The sequence below is a fragment of the Bacillus sp. KH172YL63 genome (assembly GCF_011398925.1).
Lineage (GTDB): Bacteria > Bacillota > Bacilli > Bacillales > Bacillaceae_B > Rossellomorea.
Map to the genome: position 1 here is coordinate 3,622,544 of NZ_AP022842.1, position 26,758 is coordinate 3,649,301.

Here is a 26,758-nt window from a genome sequence, read left to right on the forward strand (position 1 = left end):
GAGGTTGGGACAAAAGGATCCCCGCCAATAAAAAATCCGAACGAAGATTTATCAACATCTACTTCGTTCGGATTTTTTGACGAAAACCCACCGCCGCCCGAGGAAAGCGAAGCCTTGTACGGAAATCAACAGCGGGACAAAATGAGGTGCATTTTATAGTAGTTCTTCGTATTTTTTAGAGGGAAGGCATCGTTATGAACCAGCCTCTAATAACATATGATAATGCTTATCGATTTTTTTGAGGGTTCCTTCTGTGATCAGTTCTTTCGTAAGTGAGGTGACCGTTTCCCGGGTCGATCCGATGAAGCTTGCGATGTCTTGGTGGGTAAGGGGGACATGGATTTTGATCAGCTTTCCTTCACTTTCTCCAAAGCTTTTCATCAAAAAAGACATGAGGTGGAGGATTCTTTCTTTCACAGGCACGTACATGATCCGCTCGAGGAACATGTTTCTCTCCTTCATATGCCTGTGGAGAACCAAATAAAGTTCAGTGAGCACCGCTGGATGGGTGACATGCAAGCTGTCGACCTGTTTTTGTGAGAGGACGCGCACGTTAGTCGGTTCGATCGCCTGCGCAAACACCCCTTCATCATCAAGGCTGAAGCGTTCAATATTACTGAAGAAGTCTCCTTCCCCAAGGACAGCAAGGATGGTGCTCCGGCCGTCATCACTGTTTTTAAAAAGCTTGATTTTCCCGGATTCGATCATATAAAGATTCTTCCCGAAAGAATATGGTTGAAAGATGATATCCTTCTTCCCGTATGTCATGAGTTTCGCCGGCAGTTCTTCGACTGCGGAAACCTGATATTGGGTTGCTGAATTCATGAAGCTCCCTCCCCATCACTTTCAAACTGATCCAGAAACTTGCCATACCCCTCTTCTTCGAGCTTATCTTTCGGTACGAAACGAAGGGCTGCAGAGTTCATGCAATAGCGTAAGCCGGTTGGCTTCGGCCCGTCCTTGAACACATGACCGAGATGGGAGTCTGCGTGCCTGCTCCTCACTTCCGTCCGCACCATGAACAAGCCTCGATCTTCCAGTTCTACAATATTCTCTTCCACAAGCGGCTTTGTGAAACTCGGCCATCCTGTTCCACTTTTGTATTTATCCTTCGAGCTGAACAGCGGTTCCCCTGACACAACATCCACATAAATACCTTCATCTTTATTATCCCAGTACGCGTTGTTAAAAGCTTCCTCCGTACCATCTTCCTGTGTGACCTTGTATTGGATGTCTGTCAGCTTTTCTTTTAACTCCTCATCCGTAAAGGTTGGATAGAGGGAATTGGTTTCAAGCTTGATATGCCGATCCTCTCCCCAGGCTTCATCGAGAAAGTCATCCCTGCCTGAGTTGTTTCGATAAAACTTGTAACTCAATTTATTTTTTTTGTAATAATCCTGGTGATAATCTTCTGCTTTGTAAAACGTTTTAGCCGGTTTGATTTCCGTCACGATTTCTTCATCAAAGCGGCCTGAGTCCGCTAGTTCCTGTTTGGACGCCTCGGCAAGCTTCTTCTGCTGTTCGTCATGATAGAAGATCCCGCTCACATACTGTGGACCCCGGTCGACAAATTGTCCGCCTGCATCGGTCGGGTCGATTTGTCTCCAAAACACTTGCAATAACTGCTCATAAGTGATCACTTCGGGGTTGTATTCCACCTGGACAGCTTCCACGTGTCCCGTCTGTTTCGAAGATACTTCATCATAAGTCGGATTTTTTTCATCCCCGCCTGTGTAGCCTGATACGACCGCATATACTCCGTCCAGTTTTTCAAACGGTGGCTCCATGCACCAGAAGCAGCCTCCTGCAAACGTGGCGACGGCATGTTCTTCATCGAGCATATCCGTGTTCACCGCTTCGCTCCCCAATGACTTCTGGGTCAGGCTTGCATATAACTTCGGTCCGAAAAAAGCGGCAAGACCCACGATAAATAAAAGTCCGATACCGATCATCACTTTTTTCATCCTCTCTCCTCCTTGTTGTTCTCTAAAGGCAGTCGAAACCAGAAGGTGCTTCCAGTCTTGCCGTCACTTTCCACACCGATTTCCCCGCCGTGAAGCTGTATGATTTCCTTACTTATGGAGAGTCCGAGTCCGGATCCTCCACCTGCTTTGTTCCGTGATTTTTCAACACGGTAGAATCGTTCAAAGATTGAATCCTGCTCGTCAAGATGGATGCCCTTTCCATGATCCGTCACAGAAAACTCCATTGCCCCCTCCCTTTTCACTGCAGAGATGACAAGGTTCGTACCGTCCGGTGAGAAGGATAGGGCATTTTGAATCAGATTTGTCATCACTCTTTTGACTTGTACCGGCATGAGGGGGACATGGGGAAGTGTTTCATCGTATTCCACATGTACCTCCATCTCTTTTTCTTCGAAACTCCGCTCGAATTGCTGCATCGTTTCAACGAGAAGCTGATCCATCGGGGTGAATTCAGGGTTCCATGGGAGCTTTCGATTTTCAAGCTGGGAGAACGCCAACACCTCTTCAATCAGGTCACTTAATTTTTCCGTTTCCGTCAGTATCGTTTCATAATACCGTTTCCGTGTTTCCCGGTCTTCGATGATTTCATCATTCAAAGCCGCCACGAACGAATGAATCGACGATAAAGGGGTCCTCAAATCATGGGATACATTCGCAATCAGTTCACTTTTGAACTTTTCCGACTCCTTTAATTCCTCGAACATCCCCTCGATCCTGGAGGACATATGATTGAAATTGGCAGCCAGCTCCTTAATTTCCTTAGGTCCTGCCTCTGTCACCTTCACATCGAAATCACCGCCAGCCATCCTTTCCGCTTCCTTGCTCATCTGCTTCACAGAGGTCAGCAGCGGGGAAGTGATCATCAAATTAACGGCGAAGGACAGGATCCCCGCCCCCATCGTGATCAGCGAAAGGAGGATGATGATATCTGTTGAAAGGAACATCTGCACATAAGAAATGGTCAGAAAGACGAGAATCACGACAAGCGAGATGGTATTGGCCAAGATGAGCAGTGTCCTAATCTTCATATGATCGTTTCCCTTCGAATTTATATCCGATTCCCCAAACGGTCTTGATCCATCGAGGCTCGGATGGATCATCCTCGATCTTTTCCCTCAATCTCCGTATATGTACATTGATGGTATTGGCATCCCCTAAATATTCGTATCCCCACAGTTTTTCAATCAGTTGGGATTTGGAGAATACCTGGGAAGGGTGTTGGGCAAGAAGGGATAACAGCTCAAACTCTTTCACCGTCATGTCCACGTCCTTGCCGCCTGCGGTCACCTTCCGCTTGGACCGGTCGATCATAAGACCCTGCCATGAAAGGACCTCTTCTTCCTCGGCTTTTGCCGGGGAAGAATAAGTCCTTCGCAGCACATTTTTCACTCGCAGCAGCAACTCACGGGGGCTGAACGGTTTCGTGACATAATCATCCGCTCCTATCGTGAGCCCGTAAATCCGGTCCTTCTCCTGTCCAAGTGCCGTCAGCATGATGATGGGCGTATCATGATTTTCCCGTATCTTTTCAGCCACCTGCCATCCATCGATTTCAGGCATCATGATATCGAGTACCACAATGTCCGGACGAAAGGCTTCATAAAGCTCGATCGCTTCTCTCCCATTGGAGGCGGTACTCACTTCATAGCCTTCCCGCACCAGATACCGGGAACATACATCTACAATATTTTCTTCATCATCTACCAACAGCACTTTGTTTGCCATGTGAACGCTCCTTTACATCTCTGAACCTAATTTGGCCCTTCCAAAATCTTCGTTGAATTTCTTACACCATATCACGATTTCCATCCCGGCAGCAGCAGAGGCACCTTCAGGAATTTCATAGCTTTGACTGCCCATGTTTTGTTTTAATTTTCCAAGGGACACGCCGTCTTTAGTATCTTGTCCTTCCTTCACTAAGTAAACGTAAAGATCAGGTCCATCTGTCACTTCAAAATCTTCCAACTGGACATTCTGTGCCGACACCATCACTTTTCCTTTTGCTTCATGATCAGCATCCGCTCCTTTGAATGTACCATTTAAAGCTTCTGCTTCCATTGTATCCTTTGTCATGTCATCTGACGAAGATGAATCGGCTCCTTCCATCATATCGTGTTCTTTCATAGAATCGTCCATCTTCCCATCGTCTTCTTTCATGCCGTCACTGCTTTCTTCCATGGAATCTTCCATCATAGCATCTTCCCCGTCCATGTCTCCATGATCGGACATCACAGACTCATCATGGCCCATTTCATCCATGAATAACGGGGAAACAAGCCACCATCCCATGCCTAATACACCTACTGCAAGTAAACCCAACAACCATTTTTTCATAATCTTTATTCCTCCTTTATAGCGATTAACGTCAGTATAAAAAACAAACCTTATCGATTCATAACGGAATTCTTAATTAATTCTTAAATGTAGATGGCATTCATCTTGGACAGCTTCCTCTCAATCTGAGATAGTAAAGGAAATTGTACAAAAAGGAGTATCCCATGATCATTTCTCTGTTTATCCTGCTTATCATCGTTGTCACAGGCTGGATTGTCATCCGCCCCCCACTTGGAAAGAAAGCTTCCAGGGAAAGGGTTCATTTGTCTCCCCGGCAGTCAGAAGGGGTGTTTCAAAACGAGCTTCCCACTTCCATGGATACAAGCTTTTCGGGCACCGTTTCCATGGTCCGGGACCTGATTAAGAGAGATCCGGGCAGAAAGCCGCCTGGCGATCTGCCGAGAGTGGATTTCCCATCCCTCCGCCACCCCCATCCTGTCCCGAATGTGACCTGGTTCGGCCATTCAGCATCTATGATTGAATTGGAAGATAAAAGGCTGTTGCTTGATCCCATGTTCGGTCCTTCCCCTTCGCCGCTTCCATGGTTAGGCGGAAAGCGTTACAGCAAAGAGCTTCCGTTCAGCATGGATGATCTGCCTGATATTGATGCCGTAATTTTTTCACATGACCATTATGATCATCTTGACTACTCTACGATCCAGAAACTCCGGGGGAAGGTACAGCAATTTTTCGTCCCGATCGGAGTCGGCAGCCATCTGGAACATTGGGGCATCGATCGGGGGCATATCACGGAACTTGACTGGTGGGATGAGCTTGAATGGAGCGGTCTTACTTTGGTTTGTACCCCTGCCAGGCATTTTTCCGGCAGGAGCCTGAATGACCGCAATGCTTCTTTATGGTGTTCGTGGTGCATCATCGGTCCTTCCACTTCCATTTTCTTTAGCGGGGACAGCGGGTATGGCCCCCATTTCGAAAAAATCGGCCGTAAGTACGGTCCCTTTGATCTGACCATGATGGAGTGCGGTCAATATGACCCACGGTGGGCCCCGATTCATATGACCCCTGAAGAAACGGTCCAGGCCCACCGGGACGTACAGGGCAAGTGGCTCCTCCCGATACATTGGGGTGCATTCACATTATCCTTCCATGCCTGGACAGACCCGGTCGAGCGGGTGACGAAAAAGGCGGAGGAAATCGGAGTCCCTGTGGCAACGCCTCGTATCGGGGAAACCTTTCTATTGAAGGAAGGCTCCCTCCCTGATTCAAAATGGTGGAGATGAACATACAATCGCCTAGTTGTATACAATATCTAAGACCATCAAAGTAGGCGATTATACTATGAGCAATAAGCAGAAAGCCACATTCGGAGCCTGGGTGGCCGCCATCGGGACCGTCCTCGCCGCGATCGGCAGCACCCCGATCAAGAGGATTCCCGAGGATACTCTTGAGGCGTTCTCACTCATAGGAAATGAAATGCAGGGAACCGGAAATGCCTTACAGGCAGATGCCATTGACGGATTCTCTTTAACGAAAGCGGGAAATCAAATTCAGGCCATCGGGAATTCCACCGTCATCGCAGGACTTCTCATCGATTTCAATGTAATCGTGAAGCAGGAGCTGAATATCAAGGGGAACCTCATGCAGGCATTGGGTGGGGGCGCAGCCCTTGGTGAATCTTTCAGTAAAGAACATACGACGGAAGAACTGTTTTCAATTTACGGGAACCTCCTCCAGATCATCGGAAACTCCCTTCAAGCCATTTCAGGAATTCTGGAATTAAACGGGAAAGACAGCGGTAAACTTGATGTGGTCGGAAGCTGGATCCAGGCGATCGGGGCGATCATCTCTGCCCTTGTCCAAACGGAAGCCTCCATGACGTAAGGTTGTTTTACATACTCAGTGTGACGGGTTTGTAGGGCAACTTTATACAGCTGCCCAGCCTGATTGCACCTTTTGAAATGTGACAGGGGACCATTTTTAAAAATCATGAGAACTGGGCAAGTGCCCATACCATTCCTCCTTGTATCGAATACTCATAACCATAGAGAGAGAGGAGGATTTGGCTATGAATGATTTTCAACCTGTTCACCATGATTCGTTTATAAATATGTATGATGTCCGCCGCCCGGTCGGCAGGCCTGGATTCGGCAGACCCGGATTTGGATACGGAGGATTTGGCAGAAGGCCATTTGGATTCGGCTTTCCGTTCCTCGGCGGCCTTGCCGGAGGCCTGATCGGCGCCAGCCTGCTCAGTCCGTATGGATATGGCTACGGATACGGTTATCCACCGCCTTACTACGGCTACCCGCCCTATCCCTACCCATACTACTAATCAAAAAAAGAGCCGATCTTCCTCCAAGGTGGAGGAAGATCGGCTCCTTTTACTTGGTAAAGCGGTGAGGGACGGACCTCCATTGGAGGTCCGTCCCTCTTTTTGGGTTGGGGTGAGATGCAGGGGATTCCGGTGTATAATTAATCGATTTTTTTACGATTTGGGGATTTGAAGACGATATTTCACTTCAGATGTGATCTGTTAGAGAAAAATATCTATTTAGAAAGACCTCAAATTTTTTTATCGGCGAAATATTTCATTTAACGGCGATATTCTGGATATAACGGCGAAATTTTGGTTTTATCGGCGAAATCCCAAATATAACGGCGATATCTCTATTTTATCGGCGAACGCTTCCCTCACACCATCCTCGCCCCCAGGCCACCATCCCCATCCCGCCACAAACATATCCCCTGTATAATAATGAGAATTATTATCAATACTATACATTAAAGAAGACAACCACGCCTATGGTTGCCTTCTGATTGCTTACATACCCGGTTCAAAAGTTTTACAGTCGGTTTCTTCACTATTGTGGGCTTTGTCCCCTTTGTGACTGACAACGAAGATTTGGTCAGCAGAGCACATCTTGCCTTCACGGTTATATTTACAGTTTCTCACTTCACACATCACGTCTTGAGCCATGTTTAAACACCTCCCTTATAATCTTTAGCGTGTACGTTTCGAGCACGATTCATACCTGAATTGAAAGAGTGGTTTTCATATTTCCGGGTGCGCCCCCATATAATCAAAGAGAATGTTTGATATGAAGGGAGAGCCTCTATCATGGAACAAAGACGTTTGTACCACGTTCAGAATCTGGCCTTTGAAATCATGGATCAAATGAATACTGAAACCGAATTGAAAGAGACGGATCATCTAAAGCATGTCATTGACAACTTATCCCGTGCCATCGGAAATCTGGCCGATCCATCTGGGACGTTTTCACTTGAGTATGTGGAAGAAAAAATTGCGATCGCCCATTACTTACTATTCAATAACGAAAAGAAGGTGTCCCGGATATCGTTCGATAAACAATCGGTCCCTTTCCAGCCAAAATGAAAAAAAGCAAGAATGCTGCGAGGTCAGCATTCTTGCCTTTTCAATTTTTTAGAGGTCCGTCCCCCTAATGTTTAATCGGATTGATCTCGCCCACCCAATCGCTTGCGCAGATGTCTTTGAAGGGACAGCTTGTACATACTTCCCCGTTCGGCTTGGTGCTTGAGGTGAGAGGTCCAAACAGTTTGTCTTTAAGTGTTTCGATGTAGAGTAGGCCTTTTTCCATCTCAGATTGGGTTGGGGAATGAACGAATTCTTCGCCGCTTAACAGCGAGACGATACGGACAGCAGCTGGCAGCTTTCCGAACGATCTCCCGCAGAAAACCACCGTCAAATAATAATACAGTGTGATCATTTCCGGGTTCGAATCGACAAGGTATTTGGTGACTGTGAACGAATCCTTTTCCCACTCTGCTACTTCAATTGTGAGGGATAGGTGGGTTTCGAGCTCTTCAAAATATTGGCGGAACTTTTCATTCACGAAAAGCGGCGGCAGGCTTCCATAGTTTTGTGTAAGATCCTGCATCAAGTAATCGGTCACCTTTGCCACAGCTAAATAATACTGAATTTTGGAATCGAAGAACGTTGTTTTCAATGAACCTAGGTGTTTTTGAATGATTTCAAGGGCATTGAAGGGTGTTCTCATCTTGGCTGGCATCAGAAAGAAATCTTTCACAACCTGGTTCACAATGAACTGCATCACCTTTTTCCATTCAACTTCCCTCGCTTCTTCCCGCTGTATGTAGTGGTAATAAAATTTATGGGGGCAGTTGATGAATTCTTTCAAATGTACGTCAGACAATGTTTTGATTGAAAGCGAATAGTTCATGTGCCAGGCTCCTTTCATTTATTCTGTTTACTGAACAACAGCTCATTTGCAAATCTTCTGCCAAATTCTTTGCAGGATTCCACATCGTCATCCTCCGGGGTCAATTCCACTTTCAGGCCTTCATGGATCAAGCGTGCCCCTCTTTCAGTGAGCTTCTCATTCAACAGATCCACTGCTGCCCCGTATTTGGGATAGAATGAGTCACAAGACCCGAAACTTGCCGCTGCCTTGGCGGCCAGATCCACTTTATCCATGTCGTCATAAAATTCTTCAAACTCATACGGCAGTTCTCCGTCCCCCCAAGTGTACGCACCGAGCAGAATGCCGGCATAATTCTCAAGGACGGCTGGATCCGGGCAGTCATTCACATCCATCACATCTATTTCGGCACCGGTTTCCCTGATACCGTTCTCAATGGCCGTGGCCATTTCTTCTGTATTTCCACTCATACTTGCATAAATCATCACGATCTTATTACTCACGATAAACCTCCATACCAATTCAATTGATAATAATTATCATTCTCATTATAAATTTAACATTACAAACTTTATTCTCCTTTGTCAACATTTAATTGATAGTTATTCTCAATTAAACTCTTAAAAAAGCATCCCTCACATGAGAGATGCTTTTTGGTCCAACTTTTTTGAAGGAAGGCTGCGGTGGTTCCTGACTGCTTTATAAACGATCAGCGTCACAAAGACCACTCCACTGCACAAGAGGTACAATGCAGGAAAGCCAAAGCGGTCGGAAAGAAGACCTAATAAGAAGGAACCTGCTCCAATCCCAAAATCATAGAAAATAAAGAATGTTGCCGTTGCATGACCGGTCCTTCCCTTTGGTGATGCCTGGATCGCCATCGTCTGAAAGCTCGGTAGCAGGGCACCGTATCCTAAGCCGATGAGTGTCCCGGCGATGATTAAGACAACCAGGGAACCAGTGGCGCTGAGCAGTATCAGCCCGGCGGCGAATATAAAGAGAGACGGATAGATGACCGCGTCCGGACCTGAGCTGTCGAACCGACGTCCTGTATACGGCCTTGATAGCAGCATGGCCGCTGCGAAGACGACGAAGAACACGCTGACCCATTCAAATAAACCGATGGATTTCGCATATACGGAAATAAACGACATGATGCCTGAATAAGCAAACGATGTGAGAAATCCCACCGTGGCAATCGGCACCGCTTTTTTCTCAAACAAATCTTTTAAAGAAATCGGCCTTGAATGATTCACTGCCGCCTCTTCATTCACCACAATGCCGAATGAACACAATAAGCCAATGACGATGACCATTGCAAGACCCATGAAGAGCGTTGTATACGGGATCCAGCGGATGAGATACAGTGACAGGAACGGGCCTGCGACGACGGCCAGGTTCATCGACATGGCGAAATACCCCAGCCCTTCTCCTTTTCTGGAAGCGGGGATCATATCTGCCGCAATGGCAACAAGTACTGTCGTGACAATACTGAACCAAATGCCATGGAAAAAGCGCAGCCCCATCAACAGATAAAAGTCATGAATCCAGTAGTAAAGGAATGACGAAGCCCCAAACATCATCACACTCATGATCAAGGTCTTCTTCTTCCCCACCTGTTCCATGATCCTCCCCGAAAACGGCCGGACAAGTATGGCCGACAATAAGAAAATCGTGGTCGCCAATCCTGCCTCGCCTTCCGTCCCTCCCAGTTCATCGATGATATAAAGGGGCAGCACTGTCAATAACGAATAAAACACGAAAAAGATAAAGAAATTATTCACCAGCGCCATAAAAAATGGACGTGTCCATATCGCTGATTGTTTCGAGGAGTCCATAAAACCCTTCTTTCTAAAATTAGTTGTTATGCTAATTATATCTATAACATGTATATATGTAAATCTAATTGTTATGACAAGAATTTGTTTTATACGCTCAACTCACACTCAATTTCATGTATGATAAAGAAAAAGAATGAAGCAGGTGATAAATGATGAAAATGTCACGTGATGAATCCATCGGGTTGTACACAAGTCATACCGTAAAAAATATCATCCGTTTCCTCACGCTTCATATGAAGGATTTTGACGTGACGCCGGAACAATGGACAGTCCTTCGGAGACTCTCGGAACAAGATGGCATCAGCCAAAAACAGCTGGCGCTAAAGTCAGAAAAAGATCAGCCTACCCTGACAAGAATCCTCGACATTTTAGAGAGGAAAGAATTGATTTTGAAACAAAAAAATCAGGAAGACAGGCGGTCATTCCTGATTTCCATCACAGATAAAGGCTCGAGGGCAAATAAAGAATTATCCCCTTTTATTGAAGAATTATATGAAAATACGATACTTGAAGGGATCTCCGAGGAGGACTTAGAAGTATACAAAAGCGTTCTTTCTCAAATCAATGAAAACATGTCAAAAGGATAGGAGTGGTTTGGATGGAGCATATTCCAATGGCTTTACAAATGTATACGCTTCGGAATGAAAGGGACTTTACAGCTACACTTCATAAAGTAGCGGAGCTTGGATATGACGGGGTGGAGCTCGCAGGCTACGGGGGATTGACGCCTGAACAGCTCAAGAAAACGCTTGACTCTGTAGGACTTGTGGCCGCTTCGAGTCATATACCGTTAGCCGACTTAAGAAGAGATGTTGATAAAGTGATCCATGAAACGCTTGCGCTTGGAAGCAGTTATATTGTCTGTCCGTATCTTTCACCGGAGGAACGGTCGGAAGCCGATTATCATCAATTGATTGATGATTTGAACAAAGTTGGAGAAAAGTGCTTTCAAGAAGGAATCACGCTTTGTTACCATAACCACGAATTTGAACTGACCACCTTGTCAAACGGGAAAACTGCTCTCGATACGATTCTTTCAGAAACCAATCCCCATTGGGTCAAAGCGGAATTTGATATTTATTGGCTGACATATGCCGGCGAAAATCCCGTCGAATGGCTGAAACGATATCAGGGACGGACACCCCTTGTCCATCTGAAAGATATGACGACAGACGGGGAGAAATATTTTGCAGAGCTTGGTGCCGGCGGTGTCGATCTTGCCCCGGTCCTTGAATATGGGCTGCACAGTGATGTAGCGTGGTGGATTGTTGAACAGGATGAGTCAAGAATCCCTCCGCTTGAAAGCGTCAGGATGAGCCTGGATTATTTGCGTCACAATCGGATATGAGGTTACCAAGGACTTGCCATCTGTTTGCAAGTCTTTTTCTTTTTACCTTTAAAGAAAATTAGTCATGCCTTGCAGATTGTATAGTAATGAAGGTGTATCCTGAAACCTCCCCGTCACCATGCTTTCCCCTCCACAAATCCCCAAGTAAAATATGCCTAGAAAAATAATTTTCAACAAAAGGGGCAGGAAATTGCAGATATTCCCGTTCAGATTGTTTCATACGGAAATTCATATACACTAAATATTTCAAATTTACTGATAATTTCCATAATTTTCATTGTCAAACTATCTTTTTTTTACTAGACTACTAATTAGCCGCCGGGGCCAAAAGAAATAGCTATTTCCAAAAATCTAAGATCAAAAGGGGAAATTGTAATTATGTCGAAAAAGAAATTAGTCAGTTTAGCACTAGGTACTTCTCTCGTATTCAGCGCCTCATTTACGGGTGCATCCGCATTTGCTCAGTCTTCTGATTCAATCACTTCGAAAATGGACATCCATCAAAAGGTCATGAATATAGATAAAAAAGGACCTAGCTTCTTATCTGGCAAACTATCAAAAGGTTTTGTAAAGAACGATAAAGACGTCAAACAATTCCTGAAAGACAATAAAGAGCTTTTCGCTGTCGATCCTCATTCTGAGTTGACATTACTTGAAAAGACGACGGATGACCTGGGGATGTCCCACTACAAGTTCACCCAATCGGTCAACGGCGTGCCTGTTGACGGTGCCATCTTCATCGTTCATACCAATAAGCAGAATGAAGTGACGGCTACGACCGGTCAACTTTATAAAGAAGCTTCCAAAAAAGTAACGAAGACAAAATCAAAAATCAATCAAAAGTCAGCCACGGATCTGGCGTGGAAGCATATCGGTGTATCGAAGGCAGATACAGTGGCAGGTTCTCATGATGACCATGCCATCGATGCCCCTAAAGACAGCAAGGTAGAAAGCACGACGGAAAAGAATGAACTCGTGGTCCACCAAAAAGATGGAAAGTTCTCACTTGCTTATAAAGTGCAGCTTCAATTCATCGAACCTTATGGTGCCAACTGGCAAATTTACGTAGATGCGAAGGACGGTTCTATCCTGGAATCTTATAATGCGGTCACTGAGGGAGCGACTACCGGTTACGGTTATGGGGTTTTAGATGACTATAAAGATCTTAATACTTATTATTCAAACGGTACTTATTACTTATATGATGTGACGAAACCAATGAATGGCGTCATCGAAACCCGTACCGCTCAAAATGGTTCGAGCCTGCCTGGCAGCTATACCGTTGACAGCAACAACGCATGGACTGCTTATTCCCAAGCGGCTGAAGTAGACGCACATGCATATGCCGGTCAAGTGTATGACTACTATAAAAACACGCATAACCGCAACAGTTATGACAATAACGGTGCAACGATCCGTTCGACCGTCCACTACGGATCGAATTACAACAACGCGTTCTGGAATGGTTCACAGATGGTTTATGGTGACGGGGACGGTACTACTTTCACTTCCCTTTCAGGCGCATTGGACGTTGTCGCTCATGAATTGACTCATGCTGTTACAGAGCGTACGGCTGGATTACAGTACCAAAATCAATCCGGGGCATTGAATGAATCATTCTCAGATGTATTCGGATACTTCCTTGATCCGACAGATTATTTATTAGGTGAAGATATTTATACGCCAGGCGTTTCCGGAGATGCGCTTCGCAGTCTTTCCAACCCTACTCAATATGGACAGCCTGCCCATATGAGTAACTATGTGAACACCACTTCCGATAACGGAGGCGTTCATACGAATTCAGGTATCCCGAACAAAGCGGCTTATAATACGATCTCAAGCATTGGTAAAGCAAAAGCCGAAAAAATTTACTACCGTGCACTGACTGTTTACTTAACTCCGACAAGTAACTTCAGCTATGCCCGTGCAGCCCTTCTTCAATCAGCCGCAGATCTTTACGGCAGCGGCAGTGCGACATATAACTCCGTAAAATCAGCTTGGGATGCTGTTGGAGTGTATTAAAACAAACGTATCATCCAGATAAAAGTCGTCCTTTACGGGACGGCTTTTTTGTCTCCTGACTAATATTTTGAAAATTCTTTCATAAAACCTAACCAAAACTTCCATTTAACCGATATAATAAATATAGGTACAATGTCACACTGCCGATCCTTTATGAAGGAGGGATGTTCATGTTGGAGCCTTTATTCATAAATGTGTGTATTTTCATCACATTCCTTTATTTCGCTGGTATCATCATGAGGAATCACCGCAAGATCCCCGTTCCCCTCTCTTTATTAATGGGAATGTTCTCGGGTGTGCTTGGGCTTATCATCATGAACTTCTCCATCCCTTTGAACGACAATACGATCGTTGATTTAAGGCATCTGGCAACTGTCGCATCGGCCATTTACATTGGATGGATCCCGGCCCTGATTTCAGCCATCATCATCTCTGCAGGGCGGATAATCATGTTTGGCGTAACGCCTCAGGCAATCGTTGCCGGGGTAGGAATGCTGTTGATCGGCATTCTGACAAGCTTCATGACAAAGCTTTCGTTTCAGAACCTCTACAGGATGCAAAGTATGAACATTGTCAGCCTGATCATCATATTTTTTGCTCTATGGATCAATGTCGGACTGAGCGTCACAATGATGATCATCCCTTTTCATGCAGCGACTTCCATCATTGCAGGGTTTATCTTCTACTCCATAGCAGAACAGATCAAGCGCTCAAATGAGCAATATCAAATGCTGAAACAAAGCGCGACAAAAGATTTCCTGACGAGCCTTAACAACGTGCGACAGTTCGACGTCAGCTATAATCAGGCGTTAAAGGATGCGAAGGAAAGACAGGAAAAACTCTCCTTCCTCTTGATCGATATAGATAACTTTAAGTCGGTAAATGATACGTACGGTCACCAAGCCGGCGATGACGTATTGAAGGAGCTCGGCAAAGTACTTCCCCTCCACTCCAGGACATTTGATATCGTATCAAGAAACGGTGGGGAGGAATTCAGTATCCTGCTGCTCGATTGTCCACATAAACATGCCATGGTGATTGCAGAAAGAATCAGGAAAGCCGTGGAGGGGCATGAATTCCCTATCCATTCTCAGGAAGTACTTCATATCACCGTATCGATTGGTGTTTCAACCTTCCCTGATACGGTTGCACCTGAAAATGAAGAGATATTTGAGCAAGCAGATAAAGCGCTCTACCTAGCTAAACGGACCGGACGAAATAAAGTATGTGACTTCCAGATGGTCCAGGCTACAACTTGATATCAACCGACAGCATTCAGCAGCTTTTCCCAGGAAATGATGGTGAATGTTGTCTAAAATCAAAAAATCCGTACACATTCGAATCTCTTCAATGAATGTGTACGGATTTTTTGATTTTCCAGCAGTGCAACGCGTGGCAACAGCTTAGGACTGCCGCACAAAGGGGAGCGTCATGCACCTGATTCCTCCCCCGCCCTTCTCAAGTTCATTCACATTGACTTCGATCAACTTCTTCCCTTTCAACTTCGGATGGTCATTCAAGATATTTTTATTCGCTTTCGTACTGATCAGAAGGGTTTCCGGATCAATGTTCAGGAAGTTGATGTCAGCGACCGTATGCTTGATTTTATCCGTCCATAGCAGGTCGAAGCCGTGTCGGCGGATGAATTCTTCCATCATCGTGTATCTTCCCCCACTTTCAGTGATGACCTGTACAGGGAACAGTCTCATATAGCTCTTTGCGATCAGAAGCTCCGGCCCGGCTACATTGCAGTTCATGTCCAGGTGCATCGTTTCGCCTGTCCGGGGCAGATCGATGATGCCGATCTCGGAAAATCCAGCCTCGAATATGCTCTTTTTTAATTTCTCCACGCTTTCTATACTGGTCCTGAGGCCTGTATTGATGAAGACCACATCTCTGCTCAGAATGAATACATCCCCATTCTCCAACGCTTTCAATGAATTGTTGTTCCTGATGGAAAACGTATCTTCTTTAAACCAGCTTTGAAACAGTTCATGGCTTTGAATATATTCCGGCGCCCTCATCGTGATCCCGGCCTCTCCCGGTATCACCTTATTGCCATAGACGCAGGCCAGATCCCTGACAAATACCCGGTTGATCAGCTGTGTGCTCAACTCTGCCTCTTCCCCTTGAAGGAAATCGGCATAATCGATCACTTCCACGCCTGCATCTTTCATCGCCTTTTTCATTTCTTCATGATTTTCCTTCGCTTTTTCCTGTTTCACAGGCTTTTCCCAGCCTACATAATCTGCGGTCCGCTGATCGGGGATATCATTTGAAGAGGGGGAGCAGACGAGTACCGTCTTTAATTCCCCGTGTTCACTCCAGCAGTTCGGATTGATTTTCACCATCGGAAAGCCTCCTTGTATTCTCTCCCCATTACTTTCTCCTTTCCTATCGTAATCAATCCATCAACCTTCACATAATTCGCCGGTTGCCGCGCAAGACTATGGAGGGAAAAGGTCAGGTGAAAATGATGAGCAAATGTACAAACGAAACAAATCTTACATGGTGGAAGCTTTCCTTCATCGGTGTGGGCTGCATCATCGGGACAGGCTATTTCCTCGGTTCCGCCATCCCGATCCAGCGGGCAGGATCCCCGGTCATGATTGCCTATTTAGTGGCCGGTATCGGTACATGGATGGTATTCCAGGCACTGGCCAAAATGACAGCAGATCATCCTGAAAAAGGCTCGTTCCGCACTTATTCAAAGAATGCCTATGGAAGATGGGCCGGATTTTGTACCGGGTGGGTGTATTGGTCTGCAGAAATGCTGATCATGGGAAGCCAGTTGACCGCCCTCGGGCTCTTTGCACGATTCTGGTATCCAGGGATTCCCCTCTGGGTTTTCACTGCCGGCTTTGCCTGCCTTGGATTGTTGATCATCCTGATGGGCGTTCAGAAAGTGGAACAGATGGAGAATCTGTTTGGGATGATGAAGCTGTCTGCGATTGTGATGTTCGTCATCATCGCCATTGCCGGCCTCTTCGGCTTGCTTGGGGAAGGGTCTGCCGGCGGAATCACGTCCCCTGTGACCGAATGGTTTCCAAAGGGGGGCAAAGGATTATGGCTTGCGCTTTTGTTTGCGTTTTACGGCTTCGGTGGGATTGAGGTGATGGGACTGATGGCAAGGGAACTGAAAGATCCACATGATGCACCGAAATCAGGCAATATCATGCTTTTGGTTCTCACGGTTCTTTATCTTCTTTCGTTTTATTTTGTTCTGAAGCTTGTGCCTGTGAGCAAGGTCACGGCCGATGAAAGTCCATTCCTTACCGCACTGAAACAGTATGATCTTCCCTGGGTGCCCCATATATTCAACTCGATTTTGATCATTGCCGGGTTTTCTACCATGGTAGCTTCCCTCTATGCGGTCACAACGATGCTCGTGGCCCTTGCAGAGGAAGGGGATGCGCCTTTTGTGTTTGCGAAAAAAGGCAGGATGAGCGTCCCGCTTCCTGCCTTCGGTTTAACCACCCTGGTTGTTTTTGTATCCATCGTGGTCGCGATGCTGCTGCCGGAGAGGCTTTTTGAATATATCACGACTGCGGCGGGACTTATGCTCTTGTACACATGGCTTTTTATCCTCGCTTCTTTCCATAAGCTTCTATGTCATTCAGTCTGGGATACTACAAAGGCAGTACTCCCGGCCCTTCTCATATTGGTCGCCATCAGCGGCACCCTCCTCGAACCGGTAAGCCGGATCGCCTTCATCGTCAGCATTGGGATGCTCCTGTTGATTGGTGTTGCAGCCTTCATAAAAGGAAAAAGAGCTAAAGCATGAACCCTTTAGCTCTTGATTTTTTTATGCTTATTCATAAATGGACATTTGCTCATAGAGGACTCATCATCACTGAGATAATATTGTTTCCACTCGTGATTATCCTCCTGACCGTACCACTTCAGGCTCGGATGCGGTTCCTGTTCATCAAACTCATGAAGCCGCTTGCGGATGACCTTCTTTAACTTTTGGCCGAATGAAGTGGAAGCATTGATTTCATCAAATACCCAGCGGGGCTGGAACGCCAACAGGAAATAAGGGAAATGGCGGCTCTTGCGCAGCGTATGGGCAGGGGTTGCACAGAAGGCAAAATACGGTTCACCATCAAAGCAAAATTCCCATGTGTGATCATGGGGATCAAGGGCGATATCATCCGGCCAGGGCCCTTCGTCAAGTTCATGGACCCGGTTTAACAGCTCCCAAAATACATGTTGATAAGATTCAACTGAGTCCCCATCCATTTCACGGGAATCGAAGAATACGACAAGTGATGCATAATGACCTGTATCCCTCGATACTTCTCCATATTGTTTAAGGATGGACGCCACCGCTTGCGACGCTTCTTCCTGTCTCGGATCTCCTGCGAAACCGTATCGCAATGTATCAGTCTGATAGCCCTGTTTTCCAGGTACGCATGGATAAGGATGCGCTTCATCCAACATCAATGCGGAAAAATGGTGAAAGGCCGATTGCTGCCATGGGGTGAGTTCTTTCATATGTTGCTCAATCCAGCTTTTTGAACATAACATAGTCGATCCCTCCTAAGGATTACTCATTTATCCTATTAGGAGGGTGGAGGCCGGGTGTCTGTCTAGCCGAAGATTACCAGGCAGGCCTGGACACCGAAGTAGATGCCGAACCCCATTAAGATGAGGCCAGAGATGATGGATATAACACGAAGGATCCTGGGACTGACGAGTTTCCTCGCACCTGTTGCCACGCCCGCCATCGTCACATCCCATATCGTGATGCCGAGGAAGATCCCCATGCTGTATAGAAACAGTTGACCGGTCTGATAAGAGCTTGCTGAATGTGCCAGTATCGATCCGTATATCCCGAGCCAGAATATGATGCTGAGCGGGTTGGAAATCGCCATGAAGAATCCTGTCCGAAATGCCTTACCCTTCGTTTCACTTTCATGGTGATCAGATTTGGTGGTGATGCCCCCGGCGTTTTGGATACTTTCAATTCCCGTGTACGTCAGGATCAAGAAGCCAAAAGTCCACAGCAATAACTTTATCGCCGGTGTATCGATGAACTGGGCGACACCGAAATAGATGAGGAGCATGAAAATGCCGTCGGCAACCATTCCTCCCACTCCAACCAGCCATGCATGAAAGAATCCAAAGCGGATTCCCTTGTCCAACTGTGCGGCATTGATCGGTCCCATCGGCGCAGACAGGGATAAACCTAACACGATATAGCTGATGAATATACTCATTTCAAACCACCTTCACATTGACTTCTCCCTATTGTATTCGGACAGGCCGGGAAGTAGTAGACCCCTGTACGGGAAATCATACATATTTTCACCCTTTAAGGTTAATCTAATCATCGATGCCACACCCAAACAAGGAGGAACACCTATGCTCAACCAAAATCAACCGAATGGAGCGCCCGGAACTCAACCGCCGCCTGATATGATGACTGCAACAAGCAGGGATCACGGCGGCCATGAGCTTTACGATGCCCATGAAGTCATCGCCGGTATCATCAGTTTGCTGGACCAATATCAAATGTACAACCAATACATCCAAGATCCGGAATTAAAAGATATTTCCATGCGCCAGTCTGCATTTGTGACGACGATGTACAACTCGATCGTCGAAAGCTTTTCGACCGGACATGACCCCAAGGTCCCGACACAAACCTACTGTATGACTCAGGATCACACCACAACTTACGGCATCAAGCCCGGACCGCCAAAAAAACCGAACGCATCGGTCAGCGAGCTGTCTGATAAAGGATTGTCGGCGTATATGCTTGGTCAGACAAAATCCCTTGCATCACTACTTGCCATGACTGCCCTTGAAATGACCAATCCGGTACTCCGCCGTGTCGTCGCAGACAGTGTACCGAACTTCATAGAGATGAGTTATGAAATTTTCCTGTATCAAAATAAGCACGGATATTATCAGGTCCCTCAGTTAAATGCCCAGGATATGAACCTGATGCTCCAGAGTTATACACCGGTACCGATTCAACATCCGCCTCAGTGACACCAGAACGCCTGCATGTCCTATATGCAGGCGTTCATCTTGAAAGAAAAGCGTATAGAGGTACTGTACGCTTTATAAGACTGCTCTTTTAGGTTCGATATAATCCAACCCGAAGTGCATATGAAGGATCCTCGCCGCCTTTTCAACAGCCTGCCGGTCGACCAGGGCACTCAAGCCGACTGGAGACTCCCAGACCGATACCTTGTCGATATGATAATCATGAAACACATTGGTCACTTTCTCCTGTATTTCAGGCGGAGATTGGATGCGTCCGATCACGCAGACCTTTGACAAGTCATGGCATACTTCCACATGGGTGTAGCTCCGGCTGTATTGCTTTATGATGGTTTGGACTTCACGGATATCCTCATCCTTCACAATTAAAACAATCGTTCCACCGCGTTTGATCAGATCCGTCTCTATATGGTGGGAATCAAGATCATAAAGGATCAATGACTCGCCTCCATCACAGCCATGGATGGTGAGCACCGATACACTCTCCTGATGTGCGACCCCTACGATCGCTTCCTGTCTCTGTGCACGGCCACTGATGACGGTTCCCCTGCTTTCTTTCAGACTGGAACGAACAACGACCGGCACATCGTATTCCCGTGCATGCTTGATTGCCCTCGGATGAAGGACGGTTGCCCCCATCGTAGCGAACGTGAGCATTTCATTATAGGATAAGCGTTCAATCTTTGCTGCATGGGGCACCACCCTCGGATCAGCCGTATAAACCCCATCTACATCCGTATATATATCACATCTTTCCGCTTTCAGGGCTGAAGCGAGAGCAGCCGCCGTCGTATCCGATCCTCCCCTTCCCAATGTCGTCAGTTCTCCCGCTGCCGTTACACCCTGGAAACCTGCCACAATGACGATCCTTCCCTCTGCTAACTCTCCCCGGACCCTGCTTGTATCGATGGAAGTAATCTTGGCGTTGCCGTGCACATCATCCGTTACAATGCCCGCCTGACGGCCAGTCAGGGATACGGCTTGCTGCCCTTTTTGCTGCAGGGCCATTGCGAGCAAGGATATCGTCACTTGTTCACCTGTTGCAAGGAGCATATCCATCTCCCTTTTCCCCGGATCGTTAGAGAGTTCCCCGGCGAGCTTTACGAGGGTATCGGTCGTTTTTGCCATGGCGGAAACGACGACGACCACATCATGACCCTTTTGTCTTTCTTTCAACACAAGACCTGCGACCCGTTTTATGCGATCAGCCGAACCTACAGAAGTCCCGCCGTATTTCTGAACAATGATACTCAATGCTACCCCTACCTTCCATCAGATCTATTTTTATTTAAAATCAGGGAACCAATACGCCCTTTTTCACTTCGTTTTCCAAAGGGATACCCTGAAGGATAGCGACAGCCTGGATGCCTTCATTTGTCCGAAGAAGGGTTCCAATATCCCTTCTCTTTCCTTCTATGAACACATACAGGTGACTGCCGAGCTGGATGCGGTCTTTTAAGTTGAATCGGGAAAGTTTGCTTTGATGGTCCCACTGTTCAGGAAGTCTTAACACCCATTCAAGCACTTCCTGATCCCTTTGAATGTCGACGGGACCGACCATGCTGTCTGCAGCTGCGGTATACTTCCCTTCCATCAGGGAGAGAAAGTCCTCTACCATGGCACTGCCCGTCGGCCGCTTACCTGCTCCCGGCCCTGACAGGGTGATTCTCCCCACGAGGCTGCCCTGTAAAGATACTGCATTTTCTACATCTTCCACACCGTAGAAGGGATGGGTATCATGAACAAGGCGCGGAGCCACCTCTCCCCTGATGCGCCCCTCATCATCCCGTTCAAGCGTTCCCACATGTTTGAACCGGAGCCTGAAGGATTCTGCCGCCTGTAGCCACTCTGCTGTCAGATGTGAGATTCCTTTACGGGAGACTTCACCCACAACAGGCTGCCTGCCGAATGCCGTCTGACTTAAGATCAGAAGCTTATTAAGAGCATCCTGACCTTCAATGTCACTGGTTGGGTCTGCTTCAGCGTACCCCTTTTCCTGGGCCTGCTTCAGTGCTGATTCAAAGGAAATTCCCTTTTTCCTCATTTGGGAAAGAATGAAGTTGGAGGTTCCATTCAGGATCCCCTGAATCCGTTTGATTTCATTGACCTTCAATAATTGCCGGATGCTTCCGATGACCGGGACCCCTCCTGCCGTGGTCGCTTCAAATCCAACACTTACATCATGCTGTTCCGCTTTTGTTAAGAGCGCCGGACCATGTTTAGCAAACAGCGCCTTATTGGCGGTGATGATATGAATCCCCATCTCGATTGCCTGGGTCAAATACCCACGGCCGGGCTCTTCCCCTACGATTGCCTCGAAAATGACGTCAAGGTCCGGAATCGCCAGTATGTCTTCAAAATCCGTCGTGACCGGAATGGATGGCTCGATATTCCTTTGCTTTCCCCCATCCTTGACGAGGATTCCCTTTACCTTCACTTCTTTTCCAAGTACTTCCTTCAATCTTTCCTGATGGGTTTCAATGGCTTCCCACACACCTTGACCGACGGTTCCAAATCCCAGAATCGCCACGTTAATCTTTGACATCTGACTGCCTCCTTTAATCGATGATAGTCTCTGTAGAAGATTCCTGCGATGGAAAGAATGAAGGTATAAAGAAAAACCCTCTTCTTAAGAAGAGGGCTTGATGAGCATGCTCCTCCCCTTATCTTCCAGATTCCTAATGAACCTGTAGGAATTGGCACCTTTACAGATTGTTCCTGTAGGTTGCCGGGCTTCATCGGGCCTATCCCTCCGCCGCTCTTGATAAGAGATATAATGTTTGTTTCGGATCTCGATTTTGAATATGAATTGGATTATATAGTGGATTTCTCTCACCGTCAATACCATTTTCGGTATTTTCTAAAAATTATTACAGGCGTGCACCCTTGGACATACTGTAATAAGATGCTTCCTGATTCTATATTTTTCTTTCTCCAAAAGGTTTTAACTGTTCTTTGGAGGGAAATGGATTCATAATATCATTACCGGAAAGGATCACAATCATGCTTAAAAGACTGCTCCCATTATCTATGAAAAAATATATACTGATGTCAAAACGTCAGCGGAAGAGAGAAATCCGGCTGAATATCTGGTATATGCCCTTCTTTTATATTTGTCTTTCTCTATTATTTGTAGCACTGACGTTATTTTTCGACCTCCACCTGGAGATTTCCAGATTTACATGGAGCTTTCTTCATATGGATGCCCCCGTCACGCGGACACTGGTTAGTACGCTCATCGGGGCTGTCCTTACGCTCAGCGCCTTCACCCTGAATTCACTGCTCGTCGTACTGACCATGTTCAGCGGGCAATTCTCTCCAAGAATGCTGCTTGATTTCATTTCGGATAAACAAACCCAGCATGCACTCGGCATCTTCAACGGCAGCTTTGTATATGTCCTCTTGGTCTTTTTATTTATTGGAAATTCGGATAAAGAGATCTTCGTGGCTGCACCAGTTATGACGATCGGTCTTGCCTTCCTTTGTGCCGTAACGTTCATCTTTTTCATCAACCACGCCTCTACTTGGATGCAGGTTCACAATATCACGTTCAATATGAAGCAGGTATCAGAGGTGATGATCCATCAAACCCTGAAGAACGACCTGGAAGCACACCGGACGACGGAACGTGGAGACATCATGGAGGAAGAAAAGAAACATGCCCTCCACGTCACGTCAAAATGGTCTGGTTATATCCAACTTGTCGACTTTCAAGGCATGATCCTCCGTGCACAGGAGGAGAATCTTGTCATACAGCTCCATTATAAGGTGGGGGATTTCGTCTTGGCAGGAAATGAACTGTTGAGCATATGGGGACCTGATACAGAGGCGGTATCAACCGACGCTTATCTTGCATTTATCGAAATCGGCCATAAAGAAACCGAGATCCAGGACCTGCAGATGGGGATCCATAAACTTGCAGAAGTCGCAATCAAAGCATTGGGGAATGACGATCCTAAAACCGCATCCAACACAATCGATCAAATGGCTGACTTGATGCGTACAGTGGAAGACCAATTATCGTTCACCCCTTATTTGATCGATGAAGAGGACAGGGTCCGGGTTATCCTTCAGTCAGAAGCTTTCGACTATTACCTGTATCGGGGGTTCGGCTATATCCGTCATTATGCGAAAGATAATCACTTGATTATTACGGAAATTGTCCGGGCACTGGCGTTGATCGCAGAAACCATCCCAAAGTCCAAGCACAGGGATCTGTGGGAATTCGCCTGCAATACGATCGATCACATTGAAAGGGAAGTCATCTATGAGCTGGATAAAACCTTCCTCCTTCAAGAACTCCATAAACTGGCCCGGCTCACCAGACATCTTGAAGCTTATCAAGAGGTTGAAAAGAAATTCTATTAAAGAATCGGCAGTAATATGACAAGGAAATCCCGAAATCGTCAACCATCATCGAATGTGTTAAATTACTTTTATGAAGGAAGGTTCCCTTGGTGGAATCCGTCCTTATTTAAGGGAGGGAGTAATAACCCTTCACGAAGAGGACTTTAATTAGGATGTCTGTATAAAGAGATGGAGCACCGTTTTTCAAGTAAAAAAATCCGAACGTTCAATCGAAATTCTTTGTAGAAAATCGACTGCGTTCGGATTTTTTAGTTTGAACTCATATATTATAGGCCATCGTGTCCACTCACTTAAGAACGATCAAACAGCGCCTTCCCTGCAATTCCCGGGTTTGTCATTTCATACGGATTGAGGATCAAATCAAGCTCTTCTTCCGTCAGGACATCGTAATCAAGGCAGAGTTCTCTCACCGATTTCCCTTTCAGGATCGCTTCCCTGGCGATTCTTGAAACCACTTCATATCCTAAGTGGGGATTGACTGCTGTGATGATGCCCACGCTGTTTTCCACATATTCCTTCATGCGGTCTTCATTCGCTTCGATTCCTGCGAGACAATGATCGGTAAAGCTTCTGAACGCATTGTTCATGATGCTGATCGATTGAAGAAGATTGAATACGAGTACTGGCTCCATGACATTCAATTCAAGCTGCCCGGCTTCAGAAGCGAGCGAAATCGTCTGATCATTCCCCATGACCTGGAACGCCACCTGATTGATCAATTCAGGCATGACAGGATTCACTTTCCCCGGCATGATGGATGATCCTGGCTGTCTTGCAGGAAGGGAAATTTCGCCTAATCCGGCACGTGGGCCAGACGCCATGAGGCGGAGATCATTGGCGATTTTGGACATATTGATCATGCATACTTTCAGCGCTGCCGACACTTCTGTATACGCATCGGTATTCTGGGTGGCATCGACAAGATGCTCAGCCCCTGTCAGCGGCAAGCCGCTGATATCTGCAAGATGTTTCACGACGCTTGTGATGTAGGAAGGATCTGCGTTCAAGCCTGTCCCTACAGCGGTCGCCCCCATATTCACTTCATAAAGATGTTCACGTGTGCGGCTGATCCGTTTTATATCCCGTTCCACAACCCTGCTGTACGCTTCGAATTCCTGACCAAGTCGGACCGGCACCGCGTCTTGCAGATGGGTCCGGCCCATTTTGATGACGTGGTCGAACTCCTGTGCTTTCTGTTTCAAGACGCTGTGCATATGTTCCATCGTGTTCAGAAGTTTTTCTATCAGCTTTAGCGTGGAGATATGGATGACCGTCGGGAATACGTCATTGGTAGACTGGGACATATTTACATGGCTGTTCGGGCTCACCTTCCCATATTCCCCTTTTTGATGGGACATGATTTCGAGGGCCCGGTTGGCAATGACTTCGTTGGCGTTCATATTGATGGAAGTGCCTGCCCCTCCCTGGATCGGATCCACGATGAAATATTCATGAAGCTTCCCTTCCAGAATTTCATCCGCTGCCTGTACGATCGCTTGACCAATTCCGTCATAAAGGCGCGTCGTTTCCATGTTGGCAAGCGCTGCCGCCTTCTTTACGGTGGCGAGGGCATCGATCATCTCTTTATGGATTTTATACCCGGTTACCGGAAAGTTCTCAACTGCCCGTAAAGTCTGGATACCGTAATAGACATCTTCAGGTACTTCTTTTTCTCCGAGGAAATCTTTTTCGATTCTATATCTTGCTGCAACATTTATCATGATGATTCTCCCTATTCTGATTTACTGTTTCCAAATGATGATTTTATCAATTCCGGGGATGACAGGCAACGATTTTGCCGTTTCCCCACTGCTTCTGCTGATAGAATCAAACCCTGAATCTCTTAATCTCTTTTCACCTGTGCCCGGAGTTCTTCAAGCTCGCCAACAAGCTTCATGATCAGTTCGTCGCTTTTTCTCAGCTGCTCATTCAGCAGCCGGAGCGTCTCTTCTTCCCATTGAAAAGGATTTCCGTGATCAGGTGTATAGCGTAAGTCTTCGTAAACATCCCCGTCCTCTGCTTCTGTTTCTCGGAAATAGACGGCCACTTCACAGCCCGGATCCCCGAGTGCGATCCTCTTTCTCAAAACCACCTTAGAGTAGCCGAATTTCCGTGCCGCGATGCCGCCGAACACACTGGATGTCATATTGCAAAGGTGGGGGGCATCTTGTACCGCCTCCCCAAATGGACAGGCTGTTGACTTGACGACAATATGATCAGGGTGCACCTCTGAAAGATAGAAATGACCTCCGATTGAATTTTTCAAATCGACGATGACCTCAACATACCGGTCAACCGACCAATCCTCTTCTTTATCTCCGTATAGACCCTCAACCCATTCTCCTGTCCGGAGACCGAGCTGACGGATATATTCATCTGCGGTTTTACCTACTGTTTTTTGATGGATATAGGCGTATTGAGTGATCAATTTGCTTAAGAAAACCGTCCCTGTTAATGATGTCCTCGTTTCCACCTTATCAACCCTTTCCTTGCACGTATGCACTGTAATCTATCTGTTCCATATTATTCTATATCTACTTTTAGGCTAATGCTGATTTCTTTCAGTATACCATCTCTTAAACCCCTGCTGTCCATTTTGGACAATCTGTCTTCTATATAAGGTTAACAATCGATGGGCGTCCTGTCATCTTTTCCAAACCTTTTTTAAAAGATCATATCACGCTT

The 26,758-nt window shown here is 46.4% G+C and carries 27 protein-coding genes and 1 riboswitch; of the genes, 11 read left to right on the forward strand and 16 right to left on the reverse strand.

Features of this window, described 5'->3' with window-relative positions; translation table 11 throughout:
• Positions 1-192: 192 nt before the first annotated feature.
• The 5 genes from KH172YL63_RS18590 to KH172YL63_RS18610 are packed head-to-tail and all read right to left on the reverse strand — an operon-like array spanning position 193 to position 4,319.
• The gene (locus KH172YL63_RS18590) at positions 193-825 is read right to left on the reverse strand and encodes a Crp/Fnr family transcriptional regulator (protein ID WP_173107491.1); all 633 of its coding nucleotides are present in this window, start codon (positions 823-825) and stop codon (positions 193-195) included.
• Positions 822-1,964 (reverse strand): peptide-methionine (S)-S-oxide reductase MsrA, encoded by a 1,143-nt coding sequence (msrA, locus tag KH172YL63_RS18595; protein ID WP_173107492.1) that lies wholly within the window; start codon positions 1,962-1,964, stop codon positions 822-824. The genes KH172YL63_RS18590 and msrA overlap by 4 nt, the downstream gene beginning before the upstream one ends.
• The gene (locus KH172YL63_RS18600; protein ID WP_173107493.1) at positions 1,961-3,013 is read right to left on the reverse strand and encodes a sensor histidine kinase; all 1,053 of its coding nucleotides are present in this window, start codon (positions 3,011-3,013) and stop codon (positions 1,961-1,963) included. The genes msrA and KH172YL63_RS18600 overlap by 4 nt, the downstream gene beginning before the upstream one ends.
• Positions 3,003-3,710 (reverse strand): response regulator transcription factor, encoded by a 708-nt coding sequence (locus KH172YL63_RS18605; RefSeq protein WP_173107494.1) that lies wholly within the window; start codon positions 3,708-3,710, stop codon positions 3,003-3,005. Before KH172YL63_RS18605 ends, KH172YL63_RS18600 begins: the two co-directional genes overlap by 11 nt.
• Positions 3,711-3,722: 12 nt before the next feature.
• A complete protein-coding gene (locus tag KH172YL63_RS18610) occupies positions 3,723-4,319 on the reverse strand; it encodes a DM13 domain-containing protein (RefSeq protein ID WP_173107495.1) in 597 nt (198 codons plus the stop codon).
• Between the two features lie 164 nt (positions 4,320-4,483).
• Here KH172YL63_RS18610 and KH172YL63_RS18615 point away from each other — a divergent pair, with 164 nt between their 5' ends.
• The 3 genes from KH172YL63_RS18615 (at position 4,484) to KH172YL63_RS18625 (ending at position 6,612) form a co-directional block, all read left to right on the forward strand.
• Positions 4,484-5,560 (forward strand): MBL fold metallo-hydrolase, encoded by a 1,077-nt coding sequence (locus KH172YL63_RS18615; RefSeq protein ID WP_173107496.1) that lies wholly within the window; start codon positions 4,484-4,486, stop codon positions 5,558-5,560.
• Between the two features lie 58 nt (positions 5,561-5,618).
• Positions 5,619-6,161 (forward strand): DUF6944 family repetitive protein, encoded by a 543-nt coding sequence (locus KH172YL63_RS18620; RefSeq protein WP_173107497.1) that lies wholly within the window; start codon positions 5,619-5,621, stop codon positions 6,159-6,161.
• A gap of 184 nt (positions 6,162-6,345) precedes the next feature.
• Positions 6,346-6,612: a spore coat protein gene (locus KH172YL63_RS18625; RefSeq protein ID WP_442858742.1), complete on the forward strand. Its 267-nt coding sequence runs from the start codon at positions 6,346-6,348 to the stop codon at positions 6,610-6,612.
• 489 nt (positions 6,613-7,101) lie between these two features.
• Here the strand turns inward: KH172YL63_RS18625 and KH172YL63_RS18630 are convergent, their stop codons facing one another.
• The gene (locus KH172YL63_RS18630; RefSeq protein ID WP_173107498.1) at positions 7,102-7,257 is read right to left on the reverse strand and encodes a DUF1540 domain-containing protein; all 156 of its coding nucleotides are present in this window, start codon (positions 7,255-7,257) and stop codon (positions 7,102-7,104) included.
• 141 nt (positions 7,258-7,398) lie between these two features.
• Between KH172YL63_RS18630 and KH172YL63_RS18635 the strand changes: the two genes are divergently transcribed.
• Positions 7,399-7,674: a hypothetical protein gene (locus tag KH172YL63_RS18635; protein WP_173107499.1), complete on the forward strand. Its 276-nt coding sequence runs from the start codon at positions 7,399-7,401 to the stop codon at positions 7,672-7,674.
• 64 nt (positions 7,675-7,738) lie between these two features.
• On the opposite strand, the gene KH172YL63_RS18640 is transcribed toward KH172YL63_RS18635, so the two are convergent.
• The 3 genes from KH172YL63_RS18640 to KH172YL63_RS18650 form a co-directional block, all read right to left on the reverse strand.
• Positions 7,739-8,500: a hypothetical protein gene (locus KH172YL63_RS18640; RefSeq protein ID WP_173107500.1), complete on the reverse strand. Its 762-nt coding sequence runs from the start codon at positions 8,498-8,500 to the stop codon at positions 7,739-7,741.
• Between the two features lie 14 nt (positions 8,501-8,514).
• Positions 8,515-8,964: a flavodoxin gene (locus tag KH172YL63_RS18645; RefSeq protein WP_173108286.1), complete on the reverse strand. Its 450-nt coding sequence runs from the start codon at positions 8,962-8,964 to the stop codon at positions 8,515-8,517.
• Positions 8,965-9,114: 150 nt separating this feature from the next.
• On the reverse strand, positions 9,115-10,317 hold the full coding sequence (locus KH172YL63_RS18650; protein WP_173107501.1) for an MFS transporter: 1,203 nt from the start codon (positions 10,315-10,317) through the stop codon (positions 9,115-9,117).
• A gap of 155 nt (positions 10,318-10,472) precedes the next feature.
• Here KH172YL63_RS18650 and KH172YL63_RS18655 point away from each other — a divergent pair, with 155 nt between their 5' ends.
• From KH172YL63_RS18655 to KH172YL63_RS18670, 4 genes are all read left to right on the forward strand, one after another.
• Positions 10,473-10,907 (forward strand): MarR family winged helix-turn-helix transcriptional regulator, encoded by a 435-nt coding sequence (locus KH172YL63_RS18655; protein ID WP_197747081.1) that lies wholly within the window; start codon positions 10,473-10,475, stop codon positions 10,905-10,907.
• A gap of 11 nt (positions 10,908-10,918) precedes the next feature.
• Positions 10,919-11,668 (forward strand): sugar phosphate isomerase/epimerase family protein, encoded by a 750-nt coding sequence (locus tag KH172YL63_RS18660; RefSeq protein WP_173107502.1) that lies wholly within the window; start codon positions 10,919-10,921, stop codon positions 11,666-11,668.
• A 378-nt stretch (positions 11,669-12,046) separates the two neighbouring features.
• Positions 12,047-13,690, forward strand: a complete 1,644-nt coding sequence (locus KH172YL63_RS18665) for a M4 family metallopeptidase (protein WP_173107503.1) — start codon at positions 12,047-12,049, stop codon at positions 13,688-13,690.
• A 170-nt stretch (positions 13,691-13,860) separates the two neighbouring features.
• Entirely contained in the window at positions 13,861-14,949 is a 1,089-nt protein-coding gene (locus KH172YL63_RS18670) for a GGDEF domain-containing protein (RefSeq protein ID WP_173107504.1), read from the forward strand.
• A 144-nt stretch (positions 14,950-15,093) separates the two neighbouring features.
• Here the strand turns inward: KH172YL63_RS18670 and KH172YL63_RS18675 are convergent, their stop codons facing one another.
• Positions 15,094-16,041 carry an arginine deiminase family protein gene (locus tag KH172YL63_RS18675; RefSeq protein WP_173107505.1) on the reverse strand — a complete coding sequence of 316 codons (948 nt, stop codon included), beginning with the start codon at positions 16,039-16,041 and terminating at the stop codon, positions 15,094-15,096.
• A gap of 125 nt (positions 16,042-16,166) precedes the next feature.
• Here KH172YL63_RS18675 and KH172YL63_RS18680 point away from each other — a divergent pair, with 125 nt between their 5' ends.
• Complete coding sequence (locus KH172YL63_RS18680) at positions 16,167-17,474, forward strand: amino acid permease (protein WP_232066061.1); 1,308 nt, start codon at positions 16,167-16,169, stop codon at positions 17,472-17,474.
• Positions 17,475-17,479: 5 nt separating this feature from the next.
• On the opposite strand, the gene KH172YL63_RS18685 is transcribed toward KH172YL63_RS18680, so the two are convergent.
• Positions 17,480-18,220: a YqcI/YcgG family protein gene (locus KH172YL63_RS18685; protein WP_173107506.1), complete on the reverse strand. Its 741-nt coding sequence runs from the start codon at positions 18,218-18,220 to the stop codon at positions 17,480-17,482.
• A 62-nt stretch (positions 18,221-18,282) separates the two neighbouring features.
• Positions 18,283-18,912 carry a LysE family transporter gene (locus tag KH172YL63_RS18690; protein ID WP_173107507.1) on the reverse strand — a complete coding sequence of 210 codons (630 nt, stop codon included), beginning with the start codon at positions 18,910-18,912 and terminating at the stop codon, positions 18,283-18,285.
• A 145-nt stretch (positions 18,913-19,057) separates the two neighbouring features.
• Here KH172YL63_RS18690 and KH172YL63_RS18695 point away from each other — a divergent pair, with 145 nt between their 5' ends.
• Complete coding sequence (locus tag KH172YL63_RS18695; protein ID WP_173107508.1) at positions 19,058-19,690, forward strand: spore coat protein; 633 nt, start codon at positions 19,058-19,060, stop codon at positions 19,688-19,690.
• A gap of 72 nt (positions 19,691-19,762) precedes the next feature.
• Here the strand turns inward: KH172YL63_RS18695 and KH172YL63_RS18700 are convergent, their stop codons facing one another.
• Positions 19,763-20,959 carry an aspartate kinase gene (locus KH172YL63_RS18700; protein ID WP_173107509.1) on the reverse strand — a complete coding sequence of 399 codons (1,197 nt, stop codon included), beginning with the start codon at positions 20,957-20,959 and terminating at the stop codon, positions 19,763-19,765.
• Between the two features lie 40 nt (positions 20,960-20,999).
• Positions 21,000-22,250, reverse strand: a complete 1,251-nt coding sequence (locus KH172YL63_RS18705) for a homoserine dehydrogenase (protein WP_173107510.1) — start codon at positions 22,248-22,250, stop codon at positions 21,000-21,002.
• 115 nt (positions 22,251-22,365) lie between these two features.
• Positions 22,366-22,476: riboswitch (SAM riboswitch) on the reverse strand.
• 232 nt (positions 22,477-22,708) lie between these two features.
• On the opposite strand from KH172YL63_RS18705, the gene KH172YL63_RS18710 reads away from it, so the two are divergent.
• Positions 22,709-24,073, forward strand: a complete 1,365-nt coding sequence (locus tag KH172YL63_RS18710; protein WP_173107511.1) for a DUF2254 domain-containing protein — start codon at positions 22,709-22,711, stop codon at positions 24,071-24,073.
• Positions 24,074-24,363: 290 nt separating this feature from the next.
• Here the strand turns inward: KH172YL63_RS18710 and aspA are convergent, their stop codons facing one another.
• Together aspA and KH172YL63_RS18720 are read right to left on the reverse strand one after the other, a co-directional pair.
• Complete coding sequence (aspA, locus tag KH172YL63_RS18715; RefSeq protein ID WP_173107512.1) at positions 24,364-25,794, reverse strand: aspartate ammonia-lyase; 1,431 nt, start codon at positions 25,792-25,794, stop codon at positions 24,364-24,366.
• 122 nt (positions 25,795-25,916) lie between these two features.
• On the reverse strand, positions 25,917-26,546 hold the full coding sequence (locus KH172YL63_RS18720; RefSeq protein WP_173107513.1) for a methanogen output domain 1-containing protein: 630 nt from the start codon (positions 26,544-26,546) through the stop codon (positions 25,917-25,919).
• Positions 26,547-26,758: the final 212 nt, after the last annotated feature.